Origin of the sequence: Streptomyces sp. NPDC046977, assembly GCF_040644455.1 — a bacterium.
Classification (GTDB): Bacteria; Actinomycetota; Actinomycetes; order Streptomycetales; family Streptomycetaceae; genus Actinacidiphila.
In genome coordinates this window covers 21,935-46,734 of the sequence record NZ_JBEYWO010000020.1, presented here as the reverse complement: position 1 = coordinate 46,734, position 24,800 = coordinate 21,935, and the positions used below count along the sequence as shown (strand labels likewise).

24 protein-coding genes are annotated in these 24,800 nt (G+C 72.1%); 12 read left to right on the top strand and 12 right to left on the bottom strand.

Going from position 1 to position 24,800, the window contains the following annotated elements; all coding sequences use genetic code 11:
- Positions 1–43: 43 nt before the first annotated feature.
- Positions 44–1,702, top strand: a complete 1,659-nt coding sequence (locus tag ABZ883_RS27055; RefSeq protein ID WP_360910460.1) for an IclR family transcriptional regulator C-terminal domain-containing protein — start codon at positions 44–46, stop codon at positions 1,700–1,702.
- Positions 1,703–1,711: 9 nt separating this feature from the next.
- Here ABZ883_RS27055 and ABZ883_RS27050 read toward each other — a convergent pair whose 3' ends face one another.
- A complete protein-coding gene (locus ABZ883_RS27050; RefSeq protein WP_360910458.1) occupies positions 1,712–2,242 on the bottom strand; it encodes a hypothetical protein in 531 nt (176 codons plus the stop codon).
- 70 nt (positions 2,243–2,312) lie between these two features.
- Between ABZ883_RS27050 and ABZ883_RS27045 the strand changes: the two genes are divergently transcribed.
- Positions 2,313–3,242, top strand: coding sequence for a hypothetical protein (locus ABZ883_RS27045; RefSeq protein ID WP_360910456.1), 930 nt, complete (start codon positions 2,313–2,315; stop codon positions 3,240–3,242).
- A 21-nt stretch (positions 3,243–3,263) separates the two neighbouring features.
- On the opposite strand, the gene ABZ883_RS27040 is transcribed toward ABZ883_RS27045, so the two are convergent.
- Positions 3,264–4,664, bottom strand: coding sequence for a peptidase C39 family protein (locus ABZ883_RS27040; RefSeq protein ID WP_360910454.1), 1,401 nt, complete (start codon positions 4,662–4,664; stop codon positions 3,264–3,266).
- 288 nt (positions 4,665–4,952) lie between these two features.
- On the opposite strand from ABZ883_RS27040, the gene ABZ883_RS27035 reads away from it, so the two are divergent.
- Both ABZ883_RS27035 and ABZ883_RS27030 read left to right on the top strand, forming a co-directional pair.
- Positions 4,953–6,125 (top strand): sialidase family protein, encoded by a 1,173-nt coding sequence (locus tag ABZ883_RS27035; protein ID WP_360910452.1) that lies wholly within the window; start codon positions 4,953–4,955, stop codon positions 6,123–6,125.
- Between the two features lie 80 nt (positions 6,126–6,205).
- Positions 6,206–6,484, top strand: coding sequence for a chaplin (locus ABZ883_RS27030; protein ID WP_360910450.1), 279 nt, complete (start codon positions 6,206–6,208; stop codon positions 6,482–6,484).
- 103 nt (positions 6,485–6,587) lie between these two features.
- Here the strand turns inward: ABZ883_RS27030 and ABZ883_RS27025 are convergent, their stop codons facing one another.
- Genes ABZ883_RS27025 through ABZ883_RS27015 form a run of 3 tightly spaced genes read right to left on the bottom strand, consistent with a single transcriptional unit; the run spans position 6,588 to position 9,873 of the window.
- Entirely contained in the window at positions 6,588–7,685 is a 1,098-nt protein-coding gene (locus tag ABZ883_RS27025) for a low specificity L-threonine aldolase (RefSeq protein ID WP_360910448.1), read from the bottom strand.
- Positions 7,664–8,428 carry an SDR family oxidoreductase gene (locus tag ABZ883_RS27020; RefSeq protein ID WP_360910726.1) on the bottom strand — a complete coding sequence of 255 codons (765 nt, stop codon included), beginning with the start codon at positions 8,426–8,428 and terminating at the stop codon, positions 7,664–7,666. Before ABZ883_RS27020 ends, ABZ883_RS27025 begins: the two co-directional genes overlap by 22 nt.
- A gap of 26 nt (positions 8,429–8,454) precedes the next feature.
- The gene (locus ABZ883_RS27015) at positions 8,455–9,873 is read right to left on the bottom strand and encodes a DUF6421 family protein (RefSeq protein ID WP_360910446.1); all 1,419 of its coding nucleotides are present in this window, start codon (positions 9,871–9,873) and stop codon (positions 8,455–8,457) included.
- Positions 9,874–10,102: 229 nt separating this feature from the next.
- On the opposite strand from ABZ883_RS27015, the gene ABZ883_RS27010 reads away from it, so the two are divergent.
- The 4 genes from ABZ883_RS27010 (at position 10,103) to ABZ883_RS26995 (ending at position 13,424) form a co-directional block, all read left to right on the top strand.
- On the top strand, positions 10,103–10,798 hold the full coding sequence (locus ABZ883_RS27010) for a glycerophosphodiester phosphodiesterase family protein (RefSeq protein ID WP_360910444.1): 696 nt from the start codon (positions 10,103–10,105) through the stop codon (positions 10,796–10,798).
- A 90-nt stretch (positions 10,799–10,888) separates the two neighbouring features.
- Positions 10,889–11,797, top strand: a complete 909-nt coding sequence (locus tag ABZ883_RS27005) for an ABC transporter substrate-binding protein (RefSeq protein ID WP_360910442.1) — start codon at positions 10,889–10,891, stop codon at positions 11,795–11,797.
- Positions 11,794–12,675 (top strand): amino acid ABC transporter permease, encoded by an 882-nt coding sequence (locus ABZ883_RS27000; RefSeq protein WP_360910440.1) that lies wholly within the window; start codon positions 11,794–11,796, stop codon positions 12,673–12,675. Before ABZ883_RS27005 ends, ABZ883_RS27000 begins: the two co-directional genes overlap by 4 nt.
- Entirely contained in the window at positions 12,672–13,424 is a 753-nt protein-coding gene (locus tag ABZ883_RS26995) for an amino acid ABC transporter ATP-binding protein (protein ID WP_360910438.1), read from the top strand. Before ABZ883_RS27000 ends, ABZ883_RS26995 begins: the two co-directional genes overlap by 4 nt.
- A 17-nt stretch (positions 13,425–13,441) precedes the next feature.
- Here the strand turns inward: ABZ883_RS26995 and ABZ883_RS26990 are convergent, their stop codons facing one another.
- Entirely contained in the window at positions 13,442–13,987 is a 546-nt protein-coding gene (locus ABZ883_RS26990) for a GNAT family N-acetyltransferase (RefSeq protein WP_360910436.1), read from the bottom strand.
- A gap of 37 nt (positions 13,988–14,024) precedes the next feature.
- The gene (locus ABZ883_RS26985; protein WP_360910434.1) at positions 14,025–14,906 is read right to left on the bottom strand and encodes a hypothetical protein; all 882 of its coding nucleotides are present in this window, start codon (positions 14,904–14,906) and stop codon (positions 14,025–14,027) included.
- Positions 14,907–14,980: 74 nt separating this feature from the next.
- On the opposite strand from ABZ883_RS26985, the gene ABZ883_RS26980 reads away from it, so the two are divergent.
- Positions 14,981–15,367 (top strand): VOC family protein, encoded by a 387-nt coding sequence (locus tag ABZ883_RS26980; protein ID WP_360910432.1) that lies wholly within the window; start codon positions 14,981–14,983, stop codon positions 15,365–15,367.
- On the opposite strand, the gene ABZ883_RS26975 is transcribed toward ABZ883_RS26980, so the two are convergent.
- Positions 15,364–17,436, bottom strand: a complete 2,073-nt coding sequence (locus ABZ883_RS26975; protein ID WP_360910430.1) for a SpoIIE family protein phosphatase — start codon at positions 17,434–17,436, stop codon at positions 15,364–15,366. The genes ABZ883_RS26980 and ABZ883_RS26975 overlap by 4 nt on opposite strands.
- A gap of 242 nt (positions 17,437–17,678) precedes the next feature.
- Here ABZ883_RS26975 and ABZ883_RS26970 point away from each other — a divergent pair, with 242 nt between their 5' ends.
- Positions 17,679–18,587, top strand: a complete 909-nt coding sequence (locus ABZ883_RS26970) for a LysR family transcriptional regulator (RefSeq protein WP_360910428.1) — start codon at positions 17,679–17,681, stop codon at positions 18,585–18,587.
- 53 nt (positions 18,588–18,640) lie between these two features.
- Positions 18,641–19,408, top strand: coding sequence for a crotonase/enoyl-CoA hydratase family protein (locus ABZ883_RS26965; protein WP_360910426.1), 768 nt, complete (start codon positions 18,641–18,643; stop codon positions 19,406–19,408).
- A 25-nt stretch (positions 19,409–19,433) separates the two neighbouring features.
- Here the strand turns inward: ABZ883_RS26965 and ABZ883_RS26960 are convergent, their stop codons facing one another.
- The 4 genes from ABZ883_RS26960 to ABZ883_RS26945 all read right to left on the bottom strand — a co-directional run bounded on the left by ABZ883_RS26960 (position 19,434) and on the right by ABZ883_RS26945 (position 23,795).
- Entirely contained in the window at positions 19,434–20,126 is a 693-nt protein-coding gene (locus tag ABZ883_RS26960) for a hypothetical protein (protein WP_360910423.1), read from the bottom strand.
- A 264-nt stretch (positions 20,127–20,390) separates the two neighbouring features.
- A complete protein-coding gene (locus tag ABZ883_RS26955; RefSeq protein WP_360910422.1) occupies positions 20,391–21,623 on the bottom strand; it encodes a CoA transferase in 1,233 nt (410 codons plus the stop codon).
- A 5-nt stretch (positions 21,624–21,628) separates the two neighbouring features.
- Entirely contained in the window at positions 21,629–22,843 is a 1,215-nt protein-coding gene (locus ABZ883_RS26950) for an acyl-CoA dehydrogenase family protein (RefSeq protein WP_360910420.1), read from the bottom strand.
- A gap of 1 nt (position 22,844) precedes the next feature.
- The gene (locus ABZ883_RS26945) at positions 22,845–23,795 is read right to left on the bottom strand and encodes a 3-hydroxyacyl-CoA dehydrogenase NAD-binding domain-containing protein (RefSeq protein ID WP_360910418.1); all 951 of its coding nucleotides are present in this window, start codon (positions 23,793–23,795) and stop codon (positions 22,845–22,847) included.
- Between the two features lie 387 nt (positions 23,796–24,182).
- Between ABZ883_RS26945 and ABZ883_RS26940 the strand changes: the two genes are divergently transcribed.
- On the top strand, positions 24,183–24,791 hold the full coding sequence (locus ABZ883_RS26940; protein WP_360910416.1) for a DJ-1/PfpI family protein: 609 nt from the start codon (positions 24,183–24,185) through the stop codon (positions 24,789–24,791).
- Positions 24,792–24,800 lie beyond the last annotated feature (9 nt).

Sequence of the window (24,800 nt, the reverse complement as noted above, 5' to 3'; positions counted from 1 at the left end):
GAGCGGTACGGTTTCGACGACATATCTCCGTGCTGGAGCGCCCATGACATCCCCCGCACCCGCCACCGCCCTCCCGCCGCGGGAGGCCGTGGGCCCCCTCGTCCGGGGACTCGCCGTGCTGCGCGGACTCGCCGCGGCCGACGGACGGCGCTCGGTGGGCGACCTCGTACGGGACACCGGACTCGCCCGCTCCACCGTGGACCGGGTGGTCAGCACCCTGACCCGCACCGGCTACCTGCGCCTGGAAGGCCGGGACGCCGTCCTCGCCCCCCGGCTGATGGAACTGGGCAACGCCTACCTCGCCGCCAGCCGGCTGCCCGACCTCCTGGGACCCCTCGCCGACGCGCTGGCGGACGGCCTGGACGAGTCGGTGTCCATCGCGGTGCCCGACGGGGACGGCGTGCGCTTCGTGCACCAGGTCACCCGGCGCCGCGCCATGTCGCTGACCTTTCGGCTGGGCGATCTGCTCCCCGCCGAACGGGGCGCCCCCGGCGCGCTGTTCGCCTGCGGGTGGGGCGCGGCCGCGTGGGACCGCTGGCGGCGGCGCCGGGCGGCCGACCCCCGCGGTGAGGGCTTCCCCGCCCTGCCGGAGGGCCACGACGAGGGCGCCGCCTCCTTCGAGGAGCGCGTCCGGGCCGCCCGGGAGCACGGCTGGTCGGCGGACGACCAGCTCATCGAGCCCGGCCTGATCGCCGTCGCCGTACCGGTGCGCGACCCGGCCGGCACCACGATCTGCGCGGTGAGCGTGGTGAGCCACACCAGCAGGCACAGCGCCGCATCGCTGCGGGCGGCGGTCCTGCCCCGGCTGCGCGCAACGGTCGCCGCGATGGAGCGGGCGCTCGCCGCCCCCGCCGGACCGCCCGCCGCCGCGTCCGGCCCGGTCCCGGCGGCCTGGACGCGTGCCTCCAAGCAGGAGCTCGGGCCCGAGTTCGTGGAGTCCCTGGCCCGCGGGCTCGCCGTGCTCACCGCGTTCGGCGAGGGCCGCTCCGCGCTGCCGCTGACCGCCGTCGCCGAGGCCACCGGCCTGGCCCGGGCCACCGCGCGCCGCTCGCTGATCACCCTGGAACACCTGGGCTACGTCGCCGCGGACGACCGGCTGTTCCGGCTCACCCCGCACGTGATGGAGCTCGGCTGCGCCCACCTGTCCCGCCTGACCCTGTCCCAGATCGCGGCACCGCACCTGGTCGGGCTCGTGGAGCATGTGCACGACTCCGCCTCGATGGCCGTGCTGTCGGGCACGGACATCCAGTACGTGGCCAGGGTCCCCACCGTCCGCATCATGAGCGTCAACATCACCGTCGGCACCCGCTTCCCCGCGTACGCCACCGCCATGGGCCGTGTCCTCCTCGCGGGCCTGCCCGCCGGTGACCGCGCCGCCCTGCTCGCCCGCGCCGACCGCACCGCCCTCACCCCGCACACCGTCACCGGCCTGCGGGCCCTGAACGAGGTCCTCGACGTCGCCGCCGCGGACGGCCACGCGCTGGTCAGCGAGGAACTGGAGGAGGGCCTGCGGTCCATCGCGGTCCCCGTCCGCGACGGCACCGGCCGGGTCGTGGCCGCCGTCAACGTCTCGATGCACGCCAGCCGCCGCACCGTGGAGCAGTCCCGCGCCGACCTCCTCCCCCCGCTCCGCGCGGCCGCCGCCCGCATCGAGGAGGACCTTCGCGTCGTGGGCCGCTACGCCCGCGTCGCCGTCTCCTGACCCGCCGCGTCACAGGAGCGGGGCGGACGGGTCCACGTTCCACTCGCGGGGCAGGACGCTCCCACAGAAGACGCACACGAAGTCGTCCTCCCGCACGATGCCGCGCTCCCCGCACCCGGTGCAGCGCCGGAAGACCACCGCGTACGTGAAGCCGGCCGGACGGCCGATCCCGGCACGGTCCAGGGCGCGGGCCACCGACAGCCAGGACCCCGTGTCCGGGCAGTACCCGGTCGAGAGGTTGCTGACCTCCACCGCCGCCCACTCCCCGGATGTCGCCCGGAAGGCGATCTCCCCCGCCCCCAGCACCTCGCCGCCGCCGGCGCACGCCACGTGCTCACTGCGGCGCGGCGCCAGGCGCAGCACACCGGCGACGTCCACGACGTAGGTGAAGGGCTCCGCCAGGTCCGCGGCCGTCTGCTCGGCGGCCCACGCGGCGAAGTCCCCCGCGCGGCGGATCGGCCGTCCCGCGGTTCCCGGCCGCACGGCCGCCCGCAGGGCCGCCGGTCCGACATAGCGATAGCGCCGTCCGAGGTCGTCCACGGCACCGAACGTAGAACATCCGTCGCACCGGCGGGAACCGCCCGCCGCGGGGCGTGCGTGATCACAGGGCATGATCTCGAAGCACACGACGGGGCCGGCGCTCGTCCACCTCACCATGGTGTGGTTCATGGGCTCCGCGCTCACCGCGGTCGGTTTTTATGTGGTGGGCGTCGGGTTGTTCGCCGGCGGGGCCACGGCGGGAGCGGTCGCCGCCCTCTGCTGGGCGCCGGTCGCGGTGGTGCTGCTCGCGGCGCCGGGGTTCGCGGCGCGCCATCTGATACCGGTGACACAGCGGCGTGGCGGGGTCTGGGCGTGGGCCGCCGCCATGTTCGGGGCGGGCACGGCCGGGGCGCTGATCGCCGTGGCGGTGCGCCTGCACGTCGACGGCCTGCGGAACGGGCTCGTGCTGTACGTCTCCGGAGGGGTCTGTTACGCCCTCGCCGCCGCGCTCTTCCTTCCCGGCGCCAGGACGCGGATCGCCGCTGTCGTCGCGGCGGCCCTGTTCGCCACCGGCGGCGCCTGGACCGCCTGGGACGCCGGACGGCCGCCCACCCTCGACACGTGGCTCCGTGCCAACGGTGTGGACCGGGCGCTGCTGCGCGTGGGCGACGCGCCGCCGGGCTACGCACTGAGCGTGCGGGGCGCGAGCGAGGACGGCTTCGGCGCCGACTACGAACGCCCCGGCACCACGGCCCTGCACCTCGCCGTCGAACGCACCGGCGAGGACACCCGGCGCGTGGACACGCGCGGCTGCCCTGTCCCCTTCGGCGAGACGATCCTCTGCACGGACGACGGCGGGGGCCGTCTGCTCGTCACGTACGAGAGCGGCTACGAACAGCGCGAACTGCGGCTGCGCCGCGGCGGCCTGGTCTGCGCCGTGACCCTCCACGAGACCGGCCCCGGGCCGGGTCTCGCGGCCGCCCGCCGCATCCTGTCCACCCTCCGGCCCGCGACCGACGCCGAACTCGCCCCGCTGACACGGCTGCCCATGCGCGACTGACCCGCCGTGACCGTGATGCGCTCAGAGCACCCCGAGCCGGTGCAGCACGCGGATCTGGGCCGGGGACGGCCACAGCGGCCAGGAGAGGTAGCAGACGCCGCCGGTGCCGCCGCGGACCTGGCCGTCGGCGGCGTAGCGCTTCGTCCTCAGCCAGTTGGTCTCGAACTGCGCCCGCGGGTAGACCCGGCGCACGGCCTCGTCGTCGCGGCTCGCGGGGTCATTGACGATCACATCACCCTCGGGGGTGAATCCGATAACGCACATCAGATGACCGGACGTGCCGTAGCCGGCCCCGTCCAGCTCGGTGGCCAGGAAGGACTGGGACGTCATCACCGGGATGCCGGCCCGGATCAGCCGCTCCACGTCGTGCAGGCCGTTCAGGCGCGTCACGGTGGCGACGAGGCCGGGGTAGGTGGCGGTGTAGGCGGTGTTGAACGGCCAGTTGCCGCAGCCCTCGTACTGGTAGTCGTAGGTGAAGCGGGCGGCGTGGTCGACCTGCGGGTCCTCGTAGGAGGGGTCGACCCAGGCGAGGTCGCCCTCGTCCGGTCCCCGGCCCCAGTACTCGACGACCATCTGCGAGGAGGTGGGGCTGCACCAGGCCTCGCCGCCGTTGTCGTACTCCGGGTACTGGCCCTTGTGGATCTCCTGGGAGTAGCGCGGCACGGGCAGTTCGATGCCGCGTGCCACGCCGGGCTCGGAGGCGGGCACGGTGAAGCGGTCGGGGATGTCGGAGGCCATCGCGCCGACCCGCCAGACGGTGGGGGTCGCGTGGCTGCCGGGGCGGCGCAGGAGGGTCAGGCGCAGCCGGTACCAGGCCAGGCGCACACCGGACGCGGGGTCGGTGACGGCGAGGGTGTCGGTCGAGACGCTGCTCCTGGCGTCGGTCTGGCCGTCCACCGAGGTGCGCCGGATGTCGGCGTCGCCGGAGGCCCAGCGGCCCATGACGTACCAGGGGGTCGTGCCGCCGTCGGTGTAGGTGGCGCGCAGCTCCACCTGGATCCAGGTGTCCGCGGGGGTGCGGGCGTTCCAGGAGGCGACGATCTCGGTGGCGGGGTTGCGCGGGGTGTGGACCGGCGAGGTCCAGGTGGCGGTCTCCCACGTCTCGGTGATCCCGGTGTGCGGGTCGGCGTACTCCAGGACGCCGGAGGGCCTGCCGATGGAGATGCCGGGGCGGGGACCGGGTTCGACGCAGGTTCCGCTGCCGTCGCCGCTGTGCCAGTCGGACCAGCGGGTCCATGCGTGGTGGTCCACGGGGGCCTCGTCGTCATCGCCGTACGGATACGGGCCGGGCCTGCCGCCCGCCGGGCCGGGGGCACAGGGGCGGTTCCCGCCGCCGGCGGCAAAGGCCCTGGGTGCGGCCGCGCTGCCCGCCACCGCGAGGGCGGCGGCGAGCACGGCGCGGCGTGGGGCGATTCGTGTCATGGGCGGTCCCCCCTGTCCTGAGCTCGGACGACAGTGGGTCAACTGTCGTCCCGCGCGGGCCTTTCGGCCATTGGTCCCGGCACATTGGAGCATGTTCGTCGGCCGGTGCCCTCGAATGCAGCCAAGGGACACGCCAAAAATGTGTCAAGGATATCGGCATCGTTTCGCACGCATTACTCATATTGACTTACCAGAAAAAATGCGAACGGAGTGTCATCCACGCACCCCGCATGGCGGATGAGAATCTTGCGCTTCTGGCCACGTCGACGCCGCTCCGGAGGAAGCCTGATGACACTCGGTGCCGTCAGAAGCAAGCGCACACTGGCCGGTCTGGCCGTCCTTTTCACCGGGGCGGCAGGCTGGCAGGCGCCGGCCGGAGAGGCGGCCGTGGCACCCACCGCGCAATGCGCCACGTCCGTGCCGTTCCGCTCCGGCACCGGCGGTTACCACACCTTCCGTATCCCAGCCGTCCTCCGGATCGGCAAGAGCACCGTGCTCGCGTTCGCCGAGGGCCGCCGCAATTCGGCGGCCGACGAAGGCGACATCGACGTGGTGCTGCGCCGCTCACTGGACGGCGGCTGCACCTGGCAGGCCATGCGCGTCATCGCCCGCGGCGGCGGCCAGGCATTCGGCAACCCCACCCCGGTGGCCGACCCGAAGACCGGCCGTATCGTGCTGCTGATCTGCCGCACCGTCGGTAATCTGACGAAGGCTCAACTCGGCGGTGCCTCCCAGGCGGTCTACGACGCCCGGCAGGTCTGGGAACTGCACAGCGACTCCGGCGGGGGCAAGTGGTCCGCGCCCCGCCAGATCACCAAGAGCGTCAAACCCGACAACTGGCGCTGGTACGCCACCGGACCCGGACACGCCATCGCGCTGCGCAACGGCCCGCACGCCGGGCGACTGCTCGTCCCGGCCAACCACACCGCCGTCGTCGACGGCGAGGTGGTGCACGGCGCCCACTCCCTCTACAGCGACGACCACGGCAGGACCTGGCACATCGGCTTCGTCGAGGAGGTGCCCGGCGGGTGGATCAACCTCAACGAGACCAGCCTGGCCGAACTGCCGGACGGCCGGATCTACATCAACAGCCGCGACGACGGCGGCTTCTCCAACGCCTCACGGGCCAACGCCTACAGCACCGACGGCGGGGAGAGCGTGGAGGGCAGCTTCGAGCCCCAGGAGGCCCTGGAAGGGCCCGAGGTGCAGGGCAGCGTCCTGCAGTTGCCCGGCGGGCCGCTGGTGTACTCCGGACCGTCCGATCCGGGGACGCGCGCCGCCATGGCTCTCAGGACGAGCACCGACGGCGGCATCTACTGGGAGCAGGCCTGGCTGGCGAACAGTCACCCTGCCGCGTACTCCGACCTGGTGGACTTGGGGGGTGGCACGGTGGGGCTGCTCTACGAGACGGGAACCACTTCTCCGTACGAGACCCTGACCTTCAACCGGCTCACCTCGTGACCGGATCCGGCGGGCGCGCACATTCGGGTGCCGTCCATGCCGTCGGCCGGGGTCACCAACGAATCTCTAAGGAGAACGCCATGAAGCGCATCGCGAAGGCCGCGGCCGTGACCGCAGTCGCCGGTGTGACCGTGCTCGGGGGCGCCACCGGCGCCGTCGCCGGCGGCCACGGCGGCGGCTTCGGCGGCCACGGCGGCGGCGGTGCCCACGCGCGTGCCGCCGCCATCGGCTCGCCCGGCATCCTGAGCGGCAACGTCGTCCAGGTGCCCGTGAACATCCCGATCAACGTCTGCGGCAACGGCATCAACGCCGTCGCGCTGCTCAACCCGGTGGCCGGCAACGTCTGCGTCAACCGCTGACATCACGGAACGGCGCGAGGGGCGTACCGGAATCGTCCGGTACGCCCCTCGCCGTGTTCCGGGCGGCTTTCCCGCCGGGGAATTCACCCCCCGGGGAATCCGCTCAGGCGGATTGCGCGGCCATTTCCTCGGCCAGCGCGGCCGCGAAGGAGTCCACGTCCTCCTCGGTGGTGTCGAACGAGCACATCCAGCGCACCTCGCCGGTGGACTCGTCCCAGAAATAGAAGCGGTAGCGCTTCTGCAGCCGTTCGCTGACCTCCCGCGGCAGCAGCGCGAAGACCGCGTTCGCCTGGACGGGCCGGACGACCGTCACGCCGTCGACGTCCCGTACGGCCGCCTCCAGGCGGCGGGCCATCGCGTTGGCGTGACGGGCGCTGCGCAGCCACAGGTCGCCGGTGAGCAGCGCCTCGAACTGCACCGAGACGAAGCGCATCTTCGAGGCCAGCTGCATCGACAGCTTGCGCAGGTGCTTCATCGCCCGGACCCGCTCCGGGTTCAGCACGACCACGCACTCGCCCAGCAGCAGCCCGTTCTTGGTGCCGCCGAAGGAGAGCACGTCCACACCCGCGTCGGTGGTGAACTCCCGCAGCGGTACGCCGAGGCCGGCGGCCGCGTTGGCGATCCGCGAGCCGTCCAGGTGGACGGCGAGACCGCGCTCGTGCGCGTGCTCGCAGATCGCCCGGATCTCCTCGGGGGTGTAGCAGGTGCCCAGTTCGGTGGTCTGGGTGATCGAGACGACCTGCGGCTGGGCGCGGTGCTCGTCGTCGAAGCCCCAGGCCTCCCGATCGATCAGCTCGGGGGTGAGCTTGCCGTCCGGGGTGGGCACGGTGAGCAGCTTGAGGCCGCCCATGCGCTCGGGGGCGCCGCCCTCGTCCACGTTGATGTGGGCGGAGGCCGCGCAGATCACGGCGCCCCAGCGCTCGGTGAGCGCCTGGAGCGAGACCACGTTGGCGCCGGTGCCGTTGAAGACGGGGAACGCCTGCGCCCGCGGGCCGAAGTGGGCGCGGAAGACGTCCTGCAGGTGGAGGGTGTACTCGTCGTCCCCGTAGGCGACCTGGTGGCCGCCGTTGGCGAGGGCGAGTGCCGCCAGCACCTCGGGGTGGACGCCCGCGTAGTTGTCGCTCGCGAAACCGCGCGTGCTCGGGTCGTGGTGGCGGACGGCGTCCGTCGGGAGATCGGTCACGGGCGGGGTGTCAGCCACTGGCGGGTTCCGTTCACTTCCTCGGCGGGCCGGCTCCACACGTCGGCGATGGCGTCGGCCAGGTCGGTCACATCGGTGAAGCCCGCGAACTTGGCGTTCGGGCGCTCCTCGCGCATTGCATCATGCACGAGCGCCTTGACCACCAGCACCGTGGCGGCCGCGGTCGGCGGCTGCTCCCCCGCCGCCTTGCGGAAGGAGTCGCCGAGTGCCAGCGTCCACGCCTCGGCGGCGGCCTTGGCGGCGGAGTAGGCCGCGTTGCCGGCCGTCGGCTTGGTGGCGCCGGCCGCGCTGATCAGCACGTACCGCCCGGCGGGCGCCGCCAGCAGCGCGTCGTGGAAGGCCAGCGAGGTGTGCTGGACGGTGCGGATCAGCAGCTTCTCCAACAGGTCCCAGTCCGCGAGGTCGGTCTCGGGAAAGGACGCCGAGCCGCGCCAGCCGCCGACGAGGTGGACCAGCCCGTCGACACGGCCGTGCTCCTTCTCGATCCGGCCGGCCCACTCCTTCGTCGCGGCCGGGTCCAGCAGGTCGACGACGTCCCCGGTGATGACGGCGCCACCGGCGTCGGACCGCGCGAGGTCGACGGCCTCGGCGAGCCGCTCCGCGTTGGCGTCGGCGCCGACCACGCGGGCGCCCGCGCGGGCGAGCCGCTGGAGGGTGGCGCGTCCGGCGGGTCCGCCGGCCCCCGCCACCGCGATCACGGCCCCGGCCAGGGGTCCCCTGGCCGTCTCGCCGGCTTCCGTCATCTGCGCCGCCTCCTTCGCTGCATCGGTCACGCGGCCACCCGGCCCGTGCCGTGGGCGGTGATGCCCTTGGTCGAGGCGATCACATCACGGAGCTTCTTGGCCAGGGCCTCGTAGAACATGCTGAGCGGGAACTCGTCGGCCAGCACCTCGTCCACGAGCTTGCGCGGCGGCAGGCCGAGGTCGAGGGCGTCCGGGCCCTTGGCCCACACCGAGCCGGGGTGCGGGGAGAGGTAGCCGGAGACCAGCTCGTAGGCGGCGAACCAGTGGACGAGCTTGGGACGGTCGATGCCGTCCCGGTACAGCTGCTCGATCTCGCCGCAGAGCTGGTTGGTCACCTGCGGGGCGCGCTCCCAGTCGATGCGGAGCTTGTTGTCCGTCCAGCGCACGGCGTCGTGCTTGTGCAGGTACGCGAAGAGCAGCTGGCCGCCGAGCCCGTCGTAGTTGCGGACGCGGTCGCCGGTGACCGGGAAGCGGAAGAGCCGGTCGAAGAGGATCGCGTACTGGACGTAGCGGCCCATGCCGTGGCCCTCGGCCTCCAGCTTCACGGCCTCCTTGAAGGTCGTGAGGTCGCAGCGCAGCTCCTCCAGGCCGTACATCCAGAACGGCTGGCGCTGCTTGATCATGAAGGGGTCGAAGGGCAGGTCGCCGTGGCTGTGGGTGCGGTCGTGGATCATGTCCCACAGCACGAAGGTCTGCTGGCTGAGCTCCTGGTCGGCCAGCAGCTCCTCGGCGTCCTCGGGCAGCGCCACGCCCAGGGTGTCCACGGCGGCGCGGCTCACGGCGCGGAAGCGCGCGGCCTCGCGGTCGCAGAAGATGCCGCCCCAGGTGAAGCGCTCGGGGGCCTCGCGGACGGCGACGGTCTCGGGGAAGAGCACCGCGGAGTTCGTGTCGTACCCGGGCGTGAAGTCCTCGAAGGTGATCGGCACGAACAGCGGGTTGTCGTAGCGGGTGCGCTCCAGCTCGGACAGCCACTCCGGCCACACCACGCGCAGCGCGACGGCCTCCAGATTGCGGTCCGGGTTGCCGTTCTGGGTGTACATCGGGAACACCACGAGGTGCTCCAGGCCGTCGGTGCGCTCGGCGGCGGGGTGGAAGGCGAGCAGGGAGTCCAGGAAGTCGGGGACCGCGTAGCCGCCGTCCGACCAGCGCCGCAGATCCTTGACCAGGGCCTGGTGGTAGGCCGTGTCGTGCGGGAGCAGCGGGGAGAGGTCCTCCACGGCGCGGACCACGCGGTCCAGCGCGCTGTCGACGACCGCGCGCTGCGGTGCGTCCTGCGCGGAGAAGTCGATGGAGCCGTCCTTCAGCTGCCAGGGGCGGATCTCCTCCACCGCCTGCTTCAGGACCGCCCAGGCCGGGTGCCGGACAACACCGCCGCCGGACGCACCGGTCCCGCTGGTGCCCGTGCTGTCGTTCGACGCCGTCGCCGGCGACAGGATTTCCGTCATGACCCCTCCTTCACAGAAGAACCTCTTGTATGGCCACCGTATATAGGCCTGCTTCTTCCATTCAAGGGGAGCCGGAGGAAAATCTTCCGCACAAGGCCAACATCACCGCGATTCTTCCTGCGGGCGGGCGCGCCGTTCACCCGGCGTTCGGCCCGCCGCCGCAAGGGCCCGCTAGGCTGCCCGGAGTACGTAGGCCCTGCGCAAGCACCAGCACCGGAAGCGATCCGTCTTGAGCTTCTTCACCGTCGGTCACCGCGGTGTCATGGGCGTCGAGCCCGAGAACACCCTCCGCTCCTTCGTCCGCGCCGAGCGCGAAGGACTGGACCAGATCGAGCTCGACCTGCACCTGAGCAAGGACGGCGCCCTGATCGTCATGCACGACGAGAAGGTCGACCGCACCACCGACGGCTCCGGTTTCGTCTGCGACCTCACCCTGGCCGAGCTGCGCGGCCTCGACGCCGGCCGCGGTGAGCGCGTGCCGGTCTTCGAGGAGGTCGTCGACGCGGTCTCCAAGCCCATCCAGGCCGAGATCAAGGACGTCGCCGCCGCGCGCGTCCTCGCGGACCTCCTGCGCGAGCGCGACCTGGTCGAGCGGGTCGACGTGCTGTCCTTTCACGACGCGGCCCTCGCCGAGATCCACGAGCGCCTGCCGGAAGCCCGCACCGTCCTGGTCGCCGAGGGCCCGATGGGCTCCGAGATCATCCCCCGCGCCCAGGCCGTCGGCGCCCGCCTCGTCAGCCTCAGCCTGCGGCGGATCAGCCTCGCCCTGGTGCAGGAGTGCCACCGCGCCGGCATCTCCGTGATCGCCTGGACCGTCAACACCCCGCGCGAACTCGCCCTCGCCCACGCCCTCGGCCTGGACGGCGCCGTCACCGACGTCCCCGAGGTCAAGCGCGCGGTCGACACCGGCCTCACGGACTGGTAGCCGGCAACACGCCGGACACAATCGTCCGGCATACGGGATCGCCGCGTTTTGGCGTGGACAGTGCCCGCCCGGCGGTGCCAAGGTCCCGCCATGCCTCACGCTCCCGCGTCCTCGCGCCTCGCCGCCGCGGCGGCCGTCTCCGTCCTCGTCCTCACCGCGGCGGCGTGCGCGCCGCAGGAGGGCTCCGCCCCGGACGGCAACAGGGCGGCCACGTCCACGTCCCCGGGATCCGCGCCGGCCGCCGCCTCGTGCTCGCCGTCGTCACTGCGCACCCGGACCACGGGCAGACTGACGATCGGCACCGACAATCCGGCCTACGCCCCCTGGTTCGAGGACAACAAACCGGCCAACGGCAAGGGGTACGAGTCGGCGGTCGCCTACGCGGTGGCCCGGCAGCTCGGCTACGACCGGGCGGCCGTCACCTGGCAGCCGGTCGCCTTCAACAACGCCTTCGCGCCCGGCGCCAAGACCTTCGACTTCGACCTCAACCAGATCTCGATCACCGACGAGCGCCGCAAGGCCGTCGACTTCTCCTCCGGCTACTACGACGTCCGGCAGGCCGTCATCGCCCTCAAGGGCTCCCCGGCCGCGTCCGCCACGACCGTCGCGGCACTGAAGAAGGTGAAGCTGGGCGCCCAGATCGGCACCACGAGCCTCGACGTGATCAACGACCGGATCAGGCCGACTGCCGCCGCGGCCGTCTACCAGAAGAACGACCTCGCGGTCAGCGCGCTCAAGAACGGCCAGGTGGACGCCATCGTCCTCGACCTGCCCACTGCCTTCTACATCACGTCCGCCGAGCTGGAGGACGCCCGGATCGTCGGCCAGTTCGACACCACCGGGAGCGCCCCGGAGCAGTTCGGTCTCGTGCTGGACAAGGGCAGCCCGCTCACCCCCTGTGTCACCCGCGCGGTCGACGCCCTGCGGTCCGACGGCACGCTGGCGAAGCTCGAACAGCAGTGGCTGTCCGACGCGGTCGACGCCCCGGTGCTCACGTGACCCTGGGCGAGGGCGTCCACAAGGACGCGCACCCGTACACGCCGTCGCAGCGGCGGATCGCGCGCGAACGCCACAAACGCCTCCGGACCCGCCGATCCGCGGGCATCGCCACCGCCAGCACCCTCGTCACGGCCGTGCTGCTGTGGCTCGCCGTCACCCGCTCCCCCGGCTGGCCCCGGGTACGGGAGACCTTCCTGAGCGGCCACTACGCGGGCGAGGCGCTGCCCAAGGTGCTCGACGGGCTGCTGCTCAACCTGCGGCTGCTCGTCGTGTGCGGCGCGATCGTGCTCGTCGTGGGACTGCTGCTGGCCGTCGCCCGCACCCTGCGCGGACCCGTGCTCTTCCCGCTGCGCGCGCTGGCCGTGGCCTACGTCGACTTCTTCCGGGGACTGCCGCTGATCATCTGCCTGCTGACGGTGATCTACGGCGTCCCGGCCCTCCGCCTCCAAGGGGTGCCCACCGATCCGGTGGTGCTCGGCGGAGCCGGCCTGGTGCTCACCTACTCCGCCTACGTGGCCGAGGTCTTCCGGGCCGGCATCGAGAGCGTCCACCCCAGCCAGCGGGCGGCCGCGCGCTCCCTCGGGCTGAGCGGCGCGCAGACCCTCCGGTACGTCGTGCTCCCGCAGGCCGTACGGCGTGTCGTACCCGCGCTCCTCAACGACCTGGTGTCCCTGCAGAAGGACACGGGCCTGGTCTCCATCGCCGGGGTCGTCGACGCCGTCTACGCGGCGCAGATCATCGCCGGCCGGAGCTTCAACTACACCCCGTACATCGTCGCGGGGCTCGTGTTCGTCGCGCTCACCATCCCGATGACCCGCTTCACCGACTGGGTCACCGCGCGGATGAACCGCCGCGAGTCGCAAGGAGGAACCGTATGACCGGCGCACCCGTGCTGCGGCTGGAGTCCGTGCGCAAGACCTTCGGTGGGACTCCCGTGCTGCGCGACGTCGGCCTGGAGGTGGCCCCGCACACCGTCACCGTCCTCATCGGCGCGTCCGGCTCCGGCAAGTCCACACTGCTGCGCTGCGCCAACCTCCTGGAGGAGATCGACGACGGCGCGATCTTCCTGGACGGCGAGGAGATCACCCACCCCGGCGTGGACCCGGACACCGTGCGGCGGCGCATCGGCGTGGTCTTCCAGGCCTACAACCTCTTCCCGCACATGACCGTGCTGGACAACATCACCCTCGCGCCGCGCCGGGTGCACCGCGTGGCCCGCGCGGAGGCGGAGGCGCGGGCCCACGAGCTGCTGGCCCGGCTCGGACTGGACGGCAAAGCCCGCGAGTACCCGGACCGGCTCAGCGGCGGGCAGCAGCAGCGCGTGGCGATCGCCCGGGCCCTGGCGGGCAGGCCCCGGCTGCTGCTGCTCGACGAGATCACCGCCGCGCTCGACCCCGAACTCGTCGGGGAGGTGCTCGGCGTCGTGCGCGACCTCAAGGACGAGGGGATGACGATGCTGATCGCCACGCACGAGATGGGCTTCGCCCGCGACGTCGCCGACCAGGTGTGCTTCCTGGACGGCGGCATCGTCCTGGAACACGGCACGCCCGAGCGGGTCTTCGGCGCCCCCGAGCAGGAGCGGACCCGGCGCTTCCTGTCGCGGATCGTCGAGGCGGGGCGGCTCTGAGCCGCCGCCGGGCGTGCTCAGCCCAGCTTCTTCACCAGCAGCTCGAAGGCCAGGTCGTCACGGGTGGGCAGGCCGAAACGGGCGTCGCCGTACGGGAAGGGGCTGATGGAGCCGGTGCGCTCGTAACCGCGCCGCACGTACCAGGCGATCAGTTCCTCGCGCTGGGTGATCACGGTCATATGCATCGCGTCGGCGCCCCACTCCTCACGCGCGAAGCGCTCCGCCTCGGCCAGCACGGTCCTGCCGAGACCGCCGCCCTGCAGGCCCGGGCGGACGGCGAACATGCCGAAGTAGGCGTGCCCGTCCCGGTTCTCCAGCTGGCAGCAGGCCACGACCGCGCCGTCCGACTCGGCCACCAGCATCCGGCTGCGCTCGCCGCCGACGACCGCCGAAACCCCCTCCGGGTCGGTCCGCTGGCCTTCCAGGAGGTCCGCTTCCGTCGTCCAGCCGGCCCGGCTCGCGTCGCCGCGGTACGCCGACTCGACAAGCGCGACCAGTACCGGCACGTCGGCGGGGGTGGCGCTGCGGAACACGGGGCTGACGACGGGCGGTGCGCTCTCCATGGCGGGGTCCTCTCGGGTGCGGCGGGTCGACCCGAGGCTAGCCGGTCTCGTCGGGCGGCGGCACGAAACCCCGGGCCCGCGCGTACTCGGTGAACTCCGCGGGCGGCGCGCAGCCGTGCACCCGCACCCAGTGCTCCCAGGCCAGGTCCCAGGTCCAGGTGCCGTCGGTCGCCAGCCCGGGCCGGACGGTGTCGTACGGATCGCTCGCGAGGGGATCCCACGCGAAGCCCACGGCGATGACGACGACGCTGCCCCCGGCCAGAAAGCGCGCCAAGGGATCGCGCAGTTCCTCCGCGAGGCTGCCCGGTACCAGTTCGACCTGGGGCAGGTCCGGCCCCTCCGCCGCCTCGAGCAGGGCGACCGCCTCGGCCTCCCCGGCCCGGAAGGGAGCGCGGGTGATGACGGGCCGGCCCTGGGCGGCCGCGTTGGCGGGCCAGCGGGCGTAACCGTCGGCGGCGGGGTTCGGCGGGAGGCGGTCGCTGCGCGCGGGTGGTTCCGGGACCCGGAGGGACACGCTGAATCCGGCGTCCTCCAGGCGGGCGGCGAGCAGCCTCGACTCCACCTCGGTGCCCTTCACGCCGCCCTCCTCGAGGGCGCGCAGGCGGGAGCGGACCTCCGGGAGCGGTACGCCGAACAGCTCGCGGACGGTCTTGAGCGCGGCCGCCCGGGAGCCGCCGGGCCGCGGCTCGGCGCGCAGCACCGCCTCGCCGTGGGCGGCGATCAGTGCCTCCCGCACGTGCCCCGGGACCTCTCCGCGTCCGCACTCCGTGGCCATGTCCCCGCAGGCCGCGCATCCGCCGTCGACGCTCCAGTGGACGACGCCGTCGATGACGATCGCGCCCGCCTCGTAGCGGGCCTCGGCACCGCACCGCGGGCACGTCCGGTACAGCGGGGCGATCCACGCGGGACGGTGCGTCATGCGGGGCAGCGTGCCGGACGGCGGTCCGACGTGTCACGCGGATTTCCCCGGTGCTCGTGGGTACGTTCGCGCCCATGGTCAACGTACTGAGCAGCCGGATCCTGCTGCGGCCCACCGATCTGGAGCGTTCGCGCGCCTTCTACCGGGACGACCTCGGGCTGGCGGTCTACCGGGAGTTCGGGCCCCACGAGACCCGCGGCACGGTGTTCTTCCTCGGCGGCGGGTTCCTGGAGGTCTCGGGGCACGCCGACCGGCCGCCCGCGCCGGGGCTGCAGCTCTGGCTCCAGGTACCGGACGTGGCACGGACCCACGCCGAGCTGGCCGGGCGCGGCGTCCCGGTGGTGCGGGAGCCACGGCAGGAGCCGTGGGGCCTGGTCGAGATGTGGGTCGAGGATCCGGACGGCGTGCGCATCTGCGTGGTGGAGGTGCCGGAGGACCATCCGATCAGGTACCGGCCCTAGCCTGCCCCCACGGGGGCCGGGGCGGGCGGGTGCGGGAGGTTGATCTCGGCCCAGATGGTCTTTCCGTCGGGGCGCTGCCTGGTGCCCCAGCGTTCGGCGAGCTGCGACACGATGAACAGCCCTCGCCCGCCCTCGTCGAACATCCGGGCCCGGCGGAGGTGGGGGGCGGTGTTGCTGCCGTCGGACACCTCGCAGATCAGGTTGTCCTGCCGGATGAGGCGCAGGTGCACGGGACCCGTGCCGTAGCGGATGGCATTGGTGACCAGTTCGCTGACGACCATCTCCGCGGTGAAGGCGACGTCCTCGAGGTCCCAGCCGGCCAGCCGGGACGCGGCGAGGTCCCGGGCGTGCCCGACGTCCGCGAGGTCCCCCGTCAGCTCCCAGGAGGCGGCGTGCGTCGCGTCGAACTCCCGGGTGCGGGCGATGACGAGGGCGACGTCGTCCCGGCAGCAGGCGTCGATCTGCGTGTTCAGGACGTGGTCGCACATGTCCTCCAGGGAGGGCATCGGCTCCGACAGGGCTTTCTGGAGGCGTTCGAGTCCCTCGTCGAGGCTGCGCCCCGGGGACTCGATGAGGCCGTCGGTGTAGAGGGCGAGGAGGGTGCCCTCGGGCAGGCGCAGTTCGGCGGTCTCGAAGGGGAGTCCGCCCACGCCCAGCGGCGGGCCGGCGGGGACGTCGAGGTACTGGGCGTCCGATCCCCGGCCGATCACGGCAGGGGGCGGGTGGCCGGCGCGTGCGGCCACGCACTGGCGGGAGACCGGGTCGTAGACCATGTACAGGCAGGTCGCCACGATCCCTCCGGCGTCCGCCCGCGGATCGCAGGCCCCGTCCTGGGTCCGGCCCATCTCCTCCCGGAAACGGGTGACGACGTCGTCGAGGTGGGTGAGCAGTTCGTCGGGCGGCAGGTCGACGTCCGCGAGTGTGCGCACGGCGGCACGCAGCCGCCCCATCGTCGCCGAGGCCTGCACTCCGTGGCCGACCACGTCGCCGACCACCAGGGCGACCCGGGCCCCCGAGAGCGGGATGACGTCGTACCAGTCGCCGCCCACTCCGGCGCGCAGTCCCGCGGGCACATAGCGTGTGGCGGCCTCCACGGCCGACTGGCGTGCCACCACCCGCGGCAGGAGGCTGCGCTGGAGCGCCAGGGACGTGTTGCGCTCGCGCGTGTAGCGGCGGGCGTTGTCCACGCACACGGCGGCCCGCGCGCCGATCTCCTGGGCCAGCAGCAGGTCGTCGGCGTCGAAGGGCTCGCGGTTGCGGGAGCGTGTGAACAGCGCGGCACCGAGGGTCACGCCGCGGGCGCGGAGGGGGACCACCAGCGCCGAGTGCGGCGCGTTCGTGTCGGCGCCCCCCGGACCGGCGGCGGCCGCGCGGGCGCCGGCGGTGCCGCTGATCTCCGTCATCACGGGGTTGGCCGTCATCAGGTCGAGGACGGGCTCCGTTCCCTCCCGGCGGACGACGACGTCGCCCGTCCGTACGCATCCCGGGGGTGCGGCCGAACCGGACTGGGCGGTGCGGCGGAGGACGACGTCGTCCTTCTCCGTTCCGGCACCGGGTTCCTCGCCCTGGAGCACGCAGTCGAAGAGGTCCACGCTGGCGTGGTCCGCGAAACCGCCGCACACCGCGACCTCGGCCAGTTCCTCCGCGGTTCTCGGCGCCTCCAGGGTGCTGCCGACGCGGGCGCTGGCCTCACTGAGCAGTTCGAGGCGCTCGCGGGCGATCACCAGGCGCCGGAACCGCCGCTCCCCCGCGACCCGGATCCGGCAGACGACCAGGCTGATGCCCAACGAGGCGGCCAGCGCCGTGAGCGTCGTGATCCGGCTGGTGGGGCCCATGTCCTGGAGGAGGACTCCGTAGACGGCGACGCCGGCGGCCAGGTTGAACAGGCCCACGATCAACGTCCGTCGCACCGACAGCAGCGCGCCCGCCACGACGGGGATCAGCACCGCGAACTCCGCGATCCCCATGACCTGCGTTCCGGCCATGGCCAGCCCCACTCTCAGGCCGGTGATCAGCACGACACACAGCAGGAGAATGGCGAAGCTCTTGTTGTCCCGGACTGCTTGCACGCGGGACACCTCCCATGGCCGAGGGCGGGACCTTGCGGCAGTCCCTCGCACCGAAGCCGTTTGCACGAGGAGGGCCGCCGGGGCGACCCCTCCGCGGGGAGCGGCGCTCGCGCTCGTGAGCTGCGCGCACGCCGAATCGTTCGTACACCTTGTCCCTGCCCCGCACCGGACGCCCCCACCCCCGCTCGCCCCGTCCCGGTTCCCGTGGATGCGGCGACACCCCTGCGGGTTAACGTAAAAGGGTGGAAATATTCCATTTGCGGTACTTCGTGGCCGTGGCGGAGGAGCTGAACTTCTCGGCGGCGGCACGTCGACTGCACATGGCCACGTCACCGCTGAGCCAGCGGATCAAGGACCTCGAGCACGAGGTGGACCACCGGCTGTTCGAACGTGACACGCACAGCGTCACCCTCACGCCCGCCGGAGAGGCGCTGCTGCCGATCGCCCGGGACGTGCTGGAGCAGATCAATTCCGTTCCGTGGCGGCTGCGTGAGGCCACCGCGCCGGGGCGCAGCACCATGTTCGTCGGCATCCCCCTCGGGGTGCACCCCCGGGTGCGGGACCTTGCCGACACGCTCTGCGAGCGGGTCCGTGAGGCGTACGAGCTGAGGTGCTGGCCCGGCTCCTCCAGGGCCCTGATCGGCGGCGTCGGGGAAGGCAGGCTGGCGCTCGCGCTGGTGCGGCTGCCGGTGACCGACCCGGCCCTCGACCTGCTGCCCGTGATGTCGGAGACGCTGGGAGCGGTGGTGCCCGCGGACCGGTTCACCGGCCGGGACTCCGTCGCCCTGACCGAACTCGCGGACCTCAGCTTCATCGTCGCGCCCAAGGAGGGCCGGCCCGCGTACTTCGACGAGCTCGACCGGGAGATGTTCGAGCGGGGGGTCAGGAAACGCATCGACCTCACCGACACCGACTACTCGGGCATCGCCGAAATCGTCTCCAGTGGGATGGCTTTCTATTTCTCGCTGCTCAATGCGGAAAGTCCGCTGCACGGGTACGCGAGGAAGAACACACGGGTCCTGCCGTTCACGGACTTCGAGCGCCGTCTGGAGACCGTCCTGGTCTGGCGCCGCGACCGGGCGTCCGGCGGCGACCTGGACGAACTCGTCGACGCGGCCCGGGAGATCTTCGCCGAACCCCTCCATGTCTGAACCGGGCGGGGCGGCGGCCGCGCGCTGATCCGAACACGACCGGAGGAGCAACGATGACCACCAGCGAAGTCCTCGTCCAGCAGGCCGGTTCGGCCCTGCTGATCACCATTGACCGCCCGCAGGCGCGCAACTCGGTGGACGCGGCGGTGGCCGCCGGGCTGGCCGCCGCTCTGGACGAACTGGAGGCCGGCACCGAGCTGCGGGTCGGTGTACTGACCGGGGCGGGGGGCACCTTCAGTTCCGGAATGGACCTGAAGGCCGCCTTGAAGGGCGAGTCGCCCACCGTCCCGGGCCGCGGTTTCGGCGGCCTGACGGAGGCCGCGCTCACCAAGCCGCTCATCGCCGCGGTGGAGGGCTACGCCCTGGGCGGCGGCTTCGAACTCGCCCTCGCCTGCGACCTCGTCGTCGCCGCCGAGGACGCGAAGTTCGGCCTGCCCGAGGTCACGCGCGGCCTCATCGCGGCGGGCGGCGGTGTGATCCGGCTGCCCCAGCGCGTCCCGTACCACCTGGCCATGGAAATGCTGCTCACCGGCGAACCCATCAGCGGCGACCGCGCGGGCGAACTCGGCCTGGCCAACCGGGTCACCCCGCCCGGCAAGGCGGTCACGGTCGCCCTCGAACTCGCCGAACGCATCGCCCGGAACGCCCCGCTCGCCCTGGCCGCGGTGAAGGCCCTCACCCGCGCCGCCATCGGCGCACCGGAGGCGGAGGCGTTCGCCGTGCAGCGCGAGCACATGGCCACCCTGATGGCCTCCGCCGACGTACGCGAGGGCATGACGGCCTTCGCGGAACGCCGGCCGCCGCGGTGGACGGGGAAGTGACAGCGGGCGTGGCGGTCGTCCCGCCTCACCCGCGGATGGCGCGCAGTCGCTCGTGCTGCTTGCGCGCGAGGGCTTCGGGGACGGAGGCCGGTTCGCCGTTGCCTTGGGGGAGCAGGAACGCGGACAAGGTGCTGCCCGTGCGGACGACGGATTCGACGTTGCCCTTGCCGTCCGGGGCGATGGTGTTGGTGGTCAGGTACGACACCGCGTCGTCGCCCACCGCGGGTGCGGGGACCTGCTGAATGTCGAACCCGTAGGTCCAGCCCGCGGCCGACGTGGCGCTGAAGTGGCCGCACTTGGGCAGCGCCTTCTTCAGGTCCGCCACCACGGCGCGGGCGTCGTCCTCGGCGTGGCTGCTCAGTACGACACCTCCCGAGGTCGTTCCGGCGGCACCTCGGACGCCGTCCAGCGATTCCCACACCTGCGCCCGGCGGGCGTGGCGGGGACGGACGCTCATCGTGTCGGCGATCGGCTGGCACGCTGTGGGCGACGCCGTCACGATGTCGTCCGGGTCGAACAGCGGCAGCCCCGGCCCGATGTCGACCGTCAGTCCCGGCACGTCCGCGTTCCGCAGCAGCGCCTTGGTCAACTCGGCCTTGGTCAGGGGCTTCTCGTCCACGGCCGCCCCGGCCTTCGGGCTGCCGCCGCACGCGGCGGACACCCCCACCGTCGCCGCCAAAGCCACGGAGACTGCCAGTTGACGTACCAGATCCCGCACCGCGGGTTCCCCCTCGTGACCTCACCGGGGGCACCGCCCCCGTTCCCACGTTCCGGGCGGTCACGGTAGCAGTCGCCATGATCGCTCAGCGGGCCTGCCCGTGGCGGCGACCGAACACGACCGTGCCCGCCGAGGAGTGGACCGCCGTCGTCGTCGACGTCCCCGACGCTGCCCAGGGAAGCCACCCCTGACGGGACCGCGGACCTTCCTCGCCCGGTTGACGGGTCCCGGTGTCCTCGGGCGTGCCGCGGGCACCGGGTGCGCTCATCGCGTCGGCTGCGTCTGCACCGTCTCGGGGATCGCCCCCCGCTCCCGCAGCGCCGTGATCTCCGCGGGATCGAATCCGAGCTGGGTGAGGATCTCCTCGTTGTGCTCGCCCAGGTCGGGCGCCCGCTTCGCCGTCACCTTCGGTACCCCTCGAAGGTTGACGGGGCTGCTGACGGTGTAGTCGAGCCCGCTGACCCCTTCCAGCGGGACGACGATGTCGTTCGCCCGCAACTGCGGGTCCCGCGCGGCCTCTTCCGGTGTCTGGACGAGGCTGTAGTTGATGCGTTCCCGGGCCAGGGCGTCCTTCCAGTGGTCGAACGGCCGCGAGCGGAACTCGGCGTCGAGCAGTTCGCTGAGGGCGGCGGCGTTCTTGGCGAAGCCCTCGCGGTCGGAGAAGCGCGGGTCCTCCACCAGTTCGGGGCGCCCGAGGGCCCGCGACAGTGCGGGCCAGTGCACGGAGGAGGTCGCCAGCATGATCCAGCGGTCGTCCGCCGTCCGATAGGGGTTGGACAGCGCGTTCGCCGGCACGGTGCGGTCGTGCAGCTCGAACGGTGTGCCGTCGGCGAGGGCGCCGGCCACGAGCGTTCCGGTGGCCCAGACACCCGTGGCGAGCAGTGACGTCCCGACGTCGGCCCCCAGCCCGGTCCGCTCGCGGCGGTACAGGGCGGTCGCGATCGCCGCGTAGACGGCGATCGCCGACGAGTAGTCGCCGCTGCCCCACACCGGCACCGTCGGCGGGCTGCCCGCGTCCCGGGTGGAGGCCAGCAGTCCGCTGCGCGACCAGAAGGCGGTCAGGTCGAAGCCCGGCTGCCGGGCGTCGGGGCCGGTGTCCCCGAAGCCGGTGAGGTCGGCGTAGACGACCCTCGGGTTCCAGCCCGAGACCTCCTCGTACCCGAGGTGCAGCTTCTCCCGGGTGCCGTGCGGGAAGTTGGTGATGACCACGTCGGCCCACTGGACGAGGCGCTTGAGCACCTCGAGGGTCGCGGGGGACTTCAGGTCGAGCACCATGCCGCGCTTGTTGCGGTTGGCGAGGTGCCAGCTGTAGTTGGCCTGCGCCATGGGGCTGGGCGGGACGGAGCTCAGGAGCCGCTGCGGGTCGCCCTTCCCCGGGGGTTCGATCTTGATGACGTCCGCTCCGAAGTCGGAGAGCACGGCGGCCGCGGCCGGTCCCGCGATGTAGGTCGCCGCGTCGAGGACCTTCAGGCCGGTGAAGACGGATTCCTCGGTCATCGCCGTCACCCCACGAAGGCGCTGTGGCCGGTGATGGACTTGCCGACGATGAGGGTCTGCATCTGGTGGGTGCCCTCGTAGGAGTACAGGGCCTCGGCGTCGGCGAAGAACCGGGCGATGTCGTAGTCGAGGAGAATGCCGTTGCCGCCGAAGAGTTCACGGCACCAGGAGACGACCTCGCGCATACGGGCCGCGACATACTCCTTGGCGAGCGCGGACTGCTCGTCGCGGTACACGCCCGCGTCCTGGAGTCGGGCGAGCTGCACCAGCATGCCCCAGCAGGCGGTGATGTTGCCCAGGCTCTTGACCAGGAGGTCCTGCATCAGCTGGAACCCGGCGATCGGGCGGCCGAAGGCGACACGCTGCTTGGCGTACTCGAGCGCGAGCTCGTAGGCGCCGATCATGACACCCAGCGACTGCCAGGCCACGCCGCCGCGGGTGCGGCGCAGGATCTCGCCGACGTCCCGGAAGCCCCTCATGTTCTGCAGCCGGTTCGCCTCCGGCACCCGGCAGTCGGTCAGGGTGATCTCGGCGTTCTGCACGATCCGCAGCGCGATCTTGCCCTCGATCTTCGCCGGCGAGAAGCCGGGGGTGCCCTTCTCGACGACGAAGGCCTTGACCTTGTTGTCCTCGACGTCACGGGCGAAGACCACGGTGTAGTCGGCGAAGGTGGCGTTGCCGATCCACTTCTTGGCGCCGTTGATGACCCAGGTGTCGCCCTCGCGCCTGGCGGTGGTGCGCATGCCGCCGGAGACGTCGGAGCCGCCGAGCGGCTCGGTCAGCGCGAACGCGCCGATCTTCTCCATCGTGGCCATGGCGGGCAGGAACCTGTCGCGTTGCTCCTGGTCGCCGCCGTAGTAGATGGAGTAGAAGCCGAGGCCGTTGTGGACGCCGAAGAAGGTGGCGGTCGAGGCGTCGACGCGGCCGAGTTCCACGGCGACCATCCCGCTGAGCAGATGGCTGACGGCCTGCTTGTGCTCGCCGTAGCCCTCGTAGGGCAGCGCGGCCAGTCCGCTGCTCCTGAACTTCTCGATGTACTCGACGGGGAATTCGGCCTTGGCCCAGTACTCGTTGACCAGCGGCTTGATCTCCTTGCTCAGGAACGCGCGGGCCCCGAGCAGGATCTCGAGCTCCTCGCCGGACAGCAGCGACTGGTACATGTAGAAGTCGGCCTCCAACTGGTCGTCCACCTGGGTGAGGGGCGTGGCGTTGGTGGTCATGTCAGTTCTCCTTGTCGTGCTGTGTACGGCGGACGTCGTCCAGGGCGGCCAGGACGGCGAGTTGCTTGCGGTCGCGGGCCTCGGCGAGCTCGGTGTAGGGCGTGCCGGCGTAGGCCTTCTCCACCGCCTCGATGACGCGCTCCCGGTCCTGCGGGTCCTGCGAGGGCTGTCCGAGGTCCAGTTGCTGCATGGACTGGCCGATGTGCTCGCTCATGTGGCGGTAGCCGCCGGGGCCGCCGCCCAGGTGGGACCCGAGGAACGGCCCGACCGTGGCCCAGCGCAGGCCGAGCGAGTGGGTGACGACGGTGTCCAGGTCCTCCGGGGACACCACGCCCTGCTGGACGAGGTAGACGGCCTCGCGGCTGAGCGCGCTCTGCAGCCGGTTGCCCACAAAGCCGGGTATCTCGCGGCGTTCGACCACGGGGGCGCGGCCGACGGAGGTGTAGAACGCGACAGCCGTCCGCACGGCCTCCTCCGTGGTGCGTTCACCGGGTACGACCTCGACGAGCGGCACCAGGTGGGGCGGGTTGAAGGGGTGTCCGACGAGGATGCGTCCGGCGTCGTCGAGCTCCGTGGTGAAGGCGGTCGCCGGGATCGCCGACGACGAGCTCAGGAGCAGTGCGTGCCCGGGGGTCTCCCGGATCAGCCGGGCGAACAGGTCCTTCTTGAATTCGAGGCGCTCGGGCCCGTTCTCCTGCACGATGTCGGCGTCCCGGACGGCTTCGGTGATGTCGGCCGCGAGGTGCACGCGGTCGGCGAGACCGTCGGTCTCCAGGCCTTGGGCCGCCAGGTGCGGGGCGAATTCGGAAAGCGCCTCGTCGGTGGCCTCCCGCAGGTCGGGGCGGGGATCGCTGACGTGAACGGTGAGGCCGTGCGCGGCGAACAGTGCTGTCCAGGACAGTCCGATGGTGCCCGCGCCGATCACGGCGGCGGTACGGAAGGGGCGTGTCATCACCCGTCCTCCTTCAGGTGGTCGAAGACCGGATCCGCAGGCGAACGTGAGGTCGGCCGGATTCCGGCACCGTCTCCCGGTTGCGCTCTGCGCGTTTTCTCGTCTCGTCCGCAACGCTAGGGAGAACGGCCGCGCAACGGAATTATCGAACCGGAAAAGGCGACATGACCGCAGCGGTCACACCACTGCGGAATTTACCCGGCGACACTTTCCTTGAATCAACGCACGAGAAAGGGAATTTCCCCCGGGAATTCCACCGCACCGCTCGAATTTCCGCACAACCGGCGTTCCGCCCGGTGCCGCACGGGCCACCGGCCGCCGATTGGCTCTCGACCGGGGCCGGCGTGCCGCGTGAGGCTGGACGCCTGCCGTACTGAAGGAGTTGTGATGCAGGTAGCCGTGGTCACCTTCGACGGGTTCAACGAACTCGACAGTTTCATCGCCTCCGCGTTGATCAACCGGTGCCGCAGGGACGGCCTGGAGGCCTTCATCACGACACCGACGCCCGTCGTCACCTCGATGAACGGCGTCGAGGTGAGCGGTCAGCGCTCCCTGGACTTCGTGGCCGATGCCGATGTCGTCCTGATCGGCAGCGGGGTGAAGGCGCGCGAAGTGGCCGCCGACGACCGGCTTCTCTCCATGCTCCCACTGGACCCCTCCCGTCAGCTCGTCGGTTCGCAGTGCTCGGGCGCGCTGGTGCTCGCGCAGCTCGGCCTGCTGGGCGGCATGCCGGTGTGCACGGACACGAAGACCCGGCCGTTCGCGGAGGCCATGGGCGTCACCGTGCTGGACGTGCCCTTCCACGCCGAGGGGAACATCGCGACGGCCGGCGGTTGCCTGGCGTCGCAGTACCTCGCCACCTGGGTGATCGGCCGGGCGCTCGGGGAGAGCGCCGTCCGGGACGTCATCGGCTACGTGGCTCCGGTCGGCGAGAGTGAGGAGACCGTCGAGCGCGCCCTGCGGACCGTGCGGGCGGGTGAGGCGGCCCTTCGCTGACCGACGTCG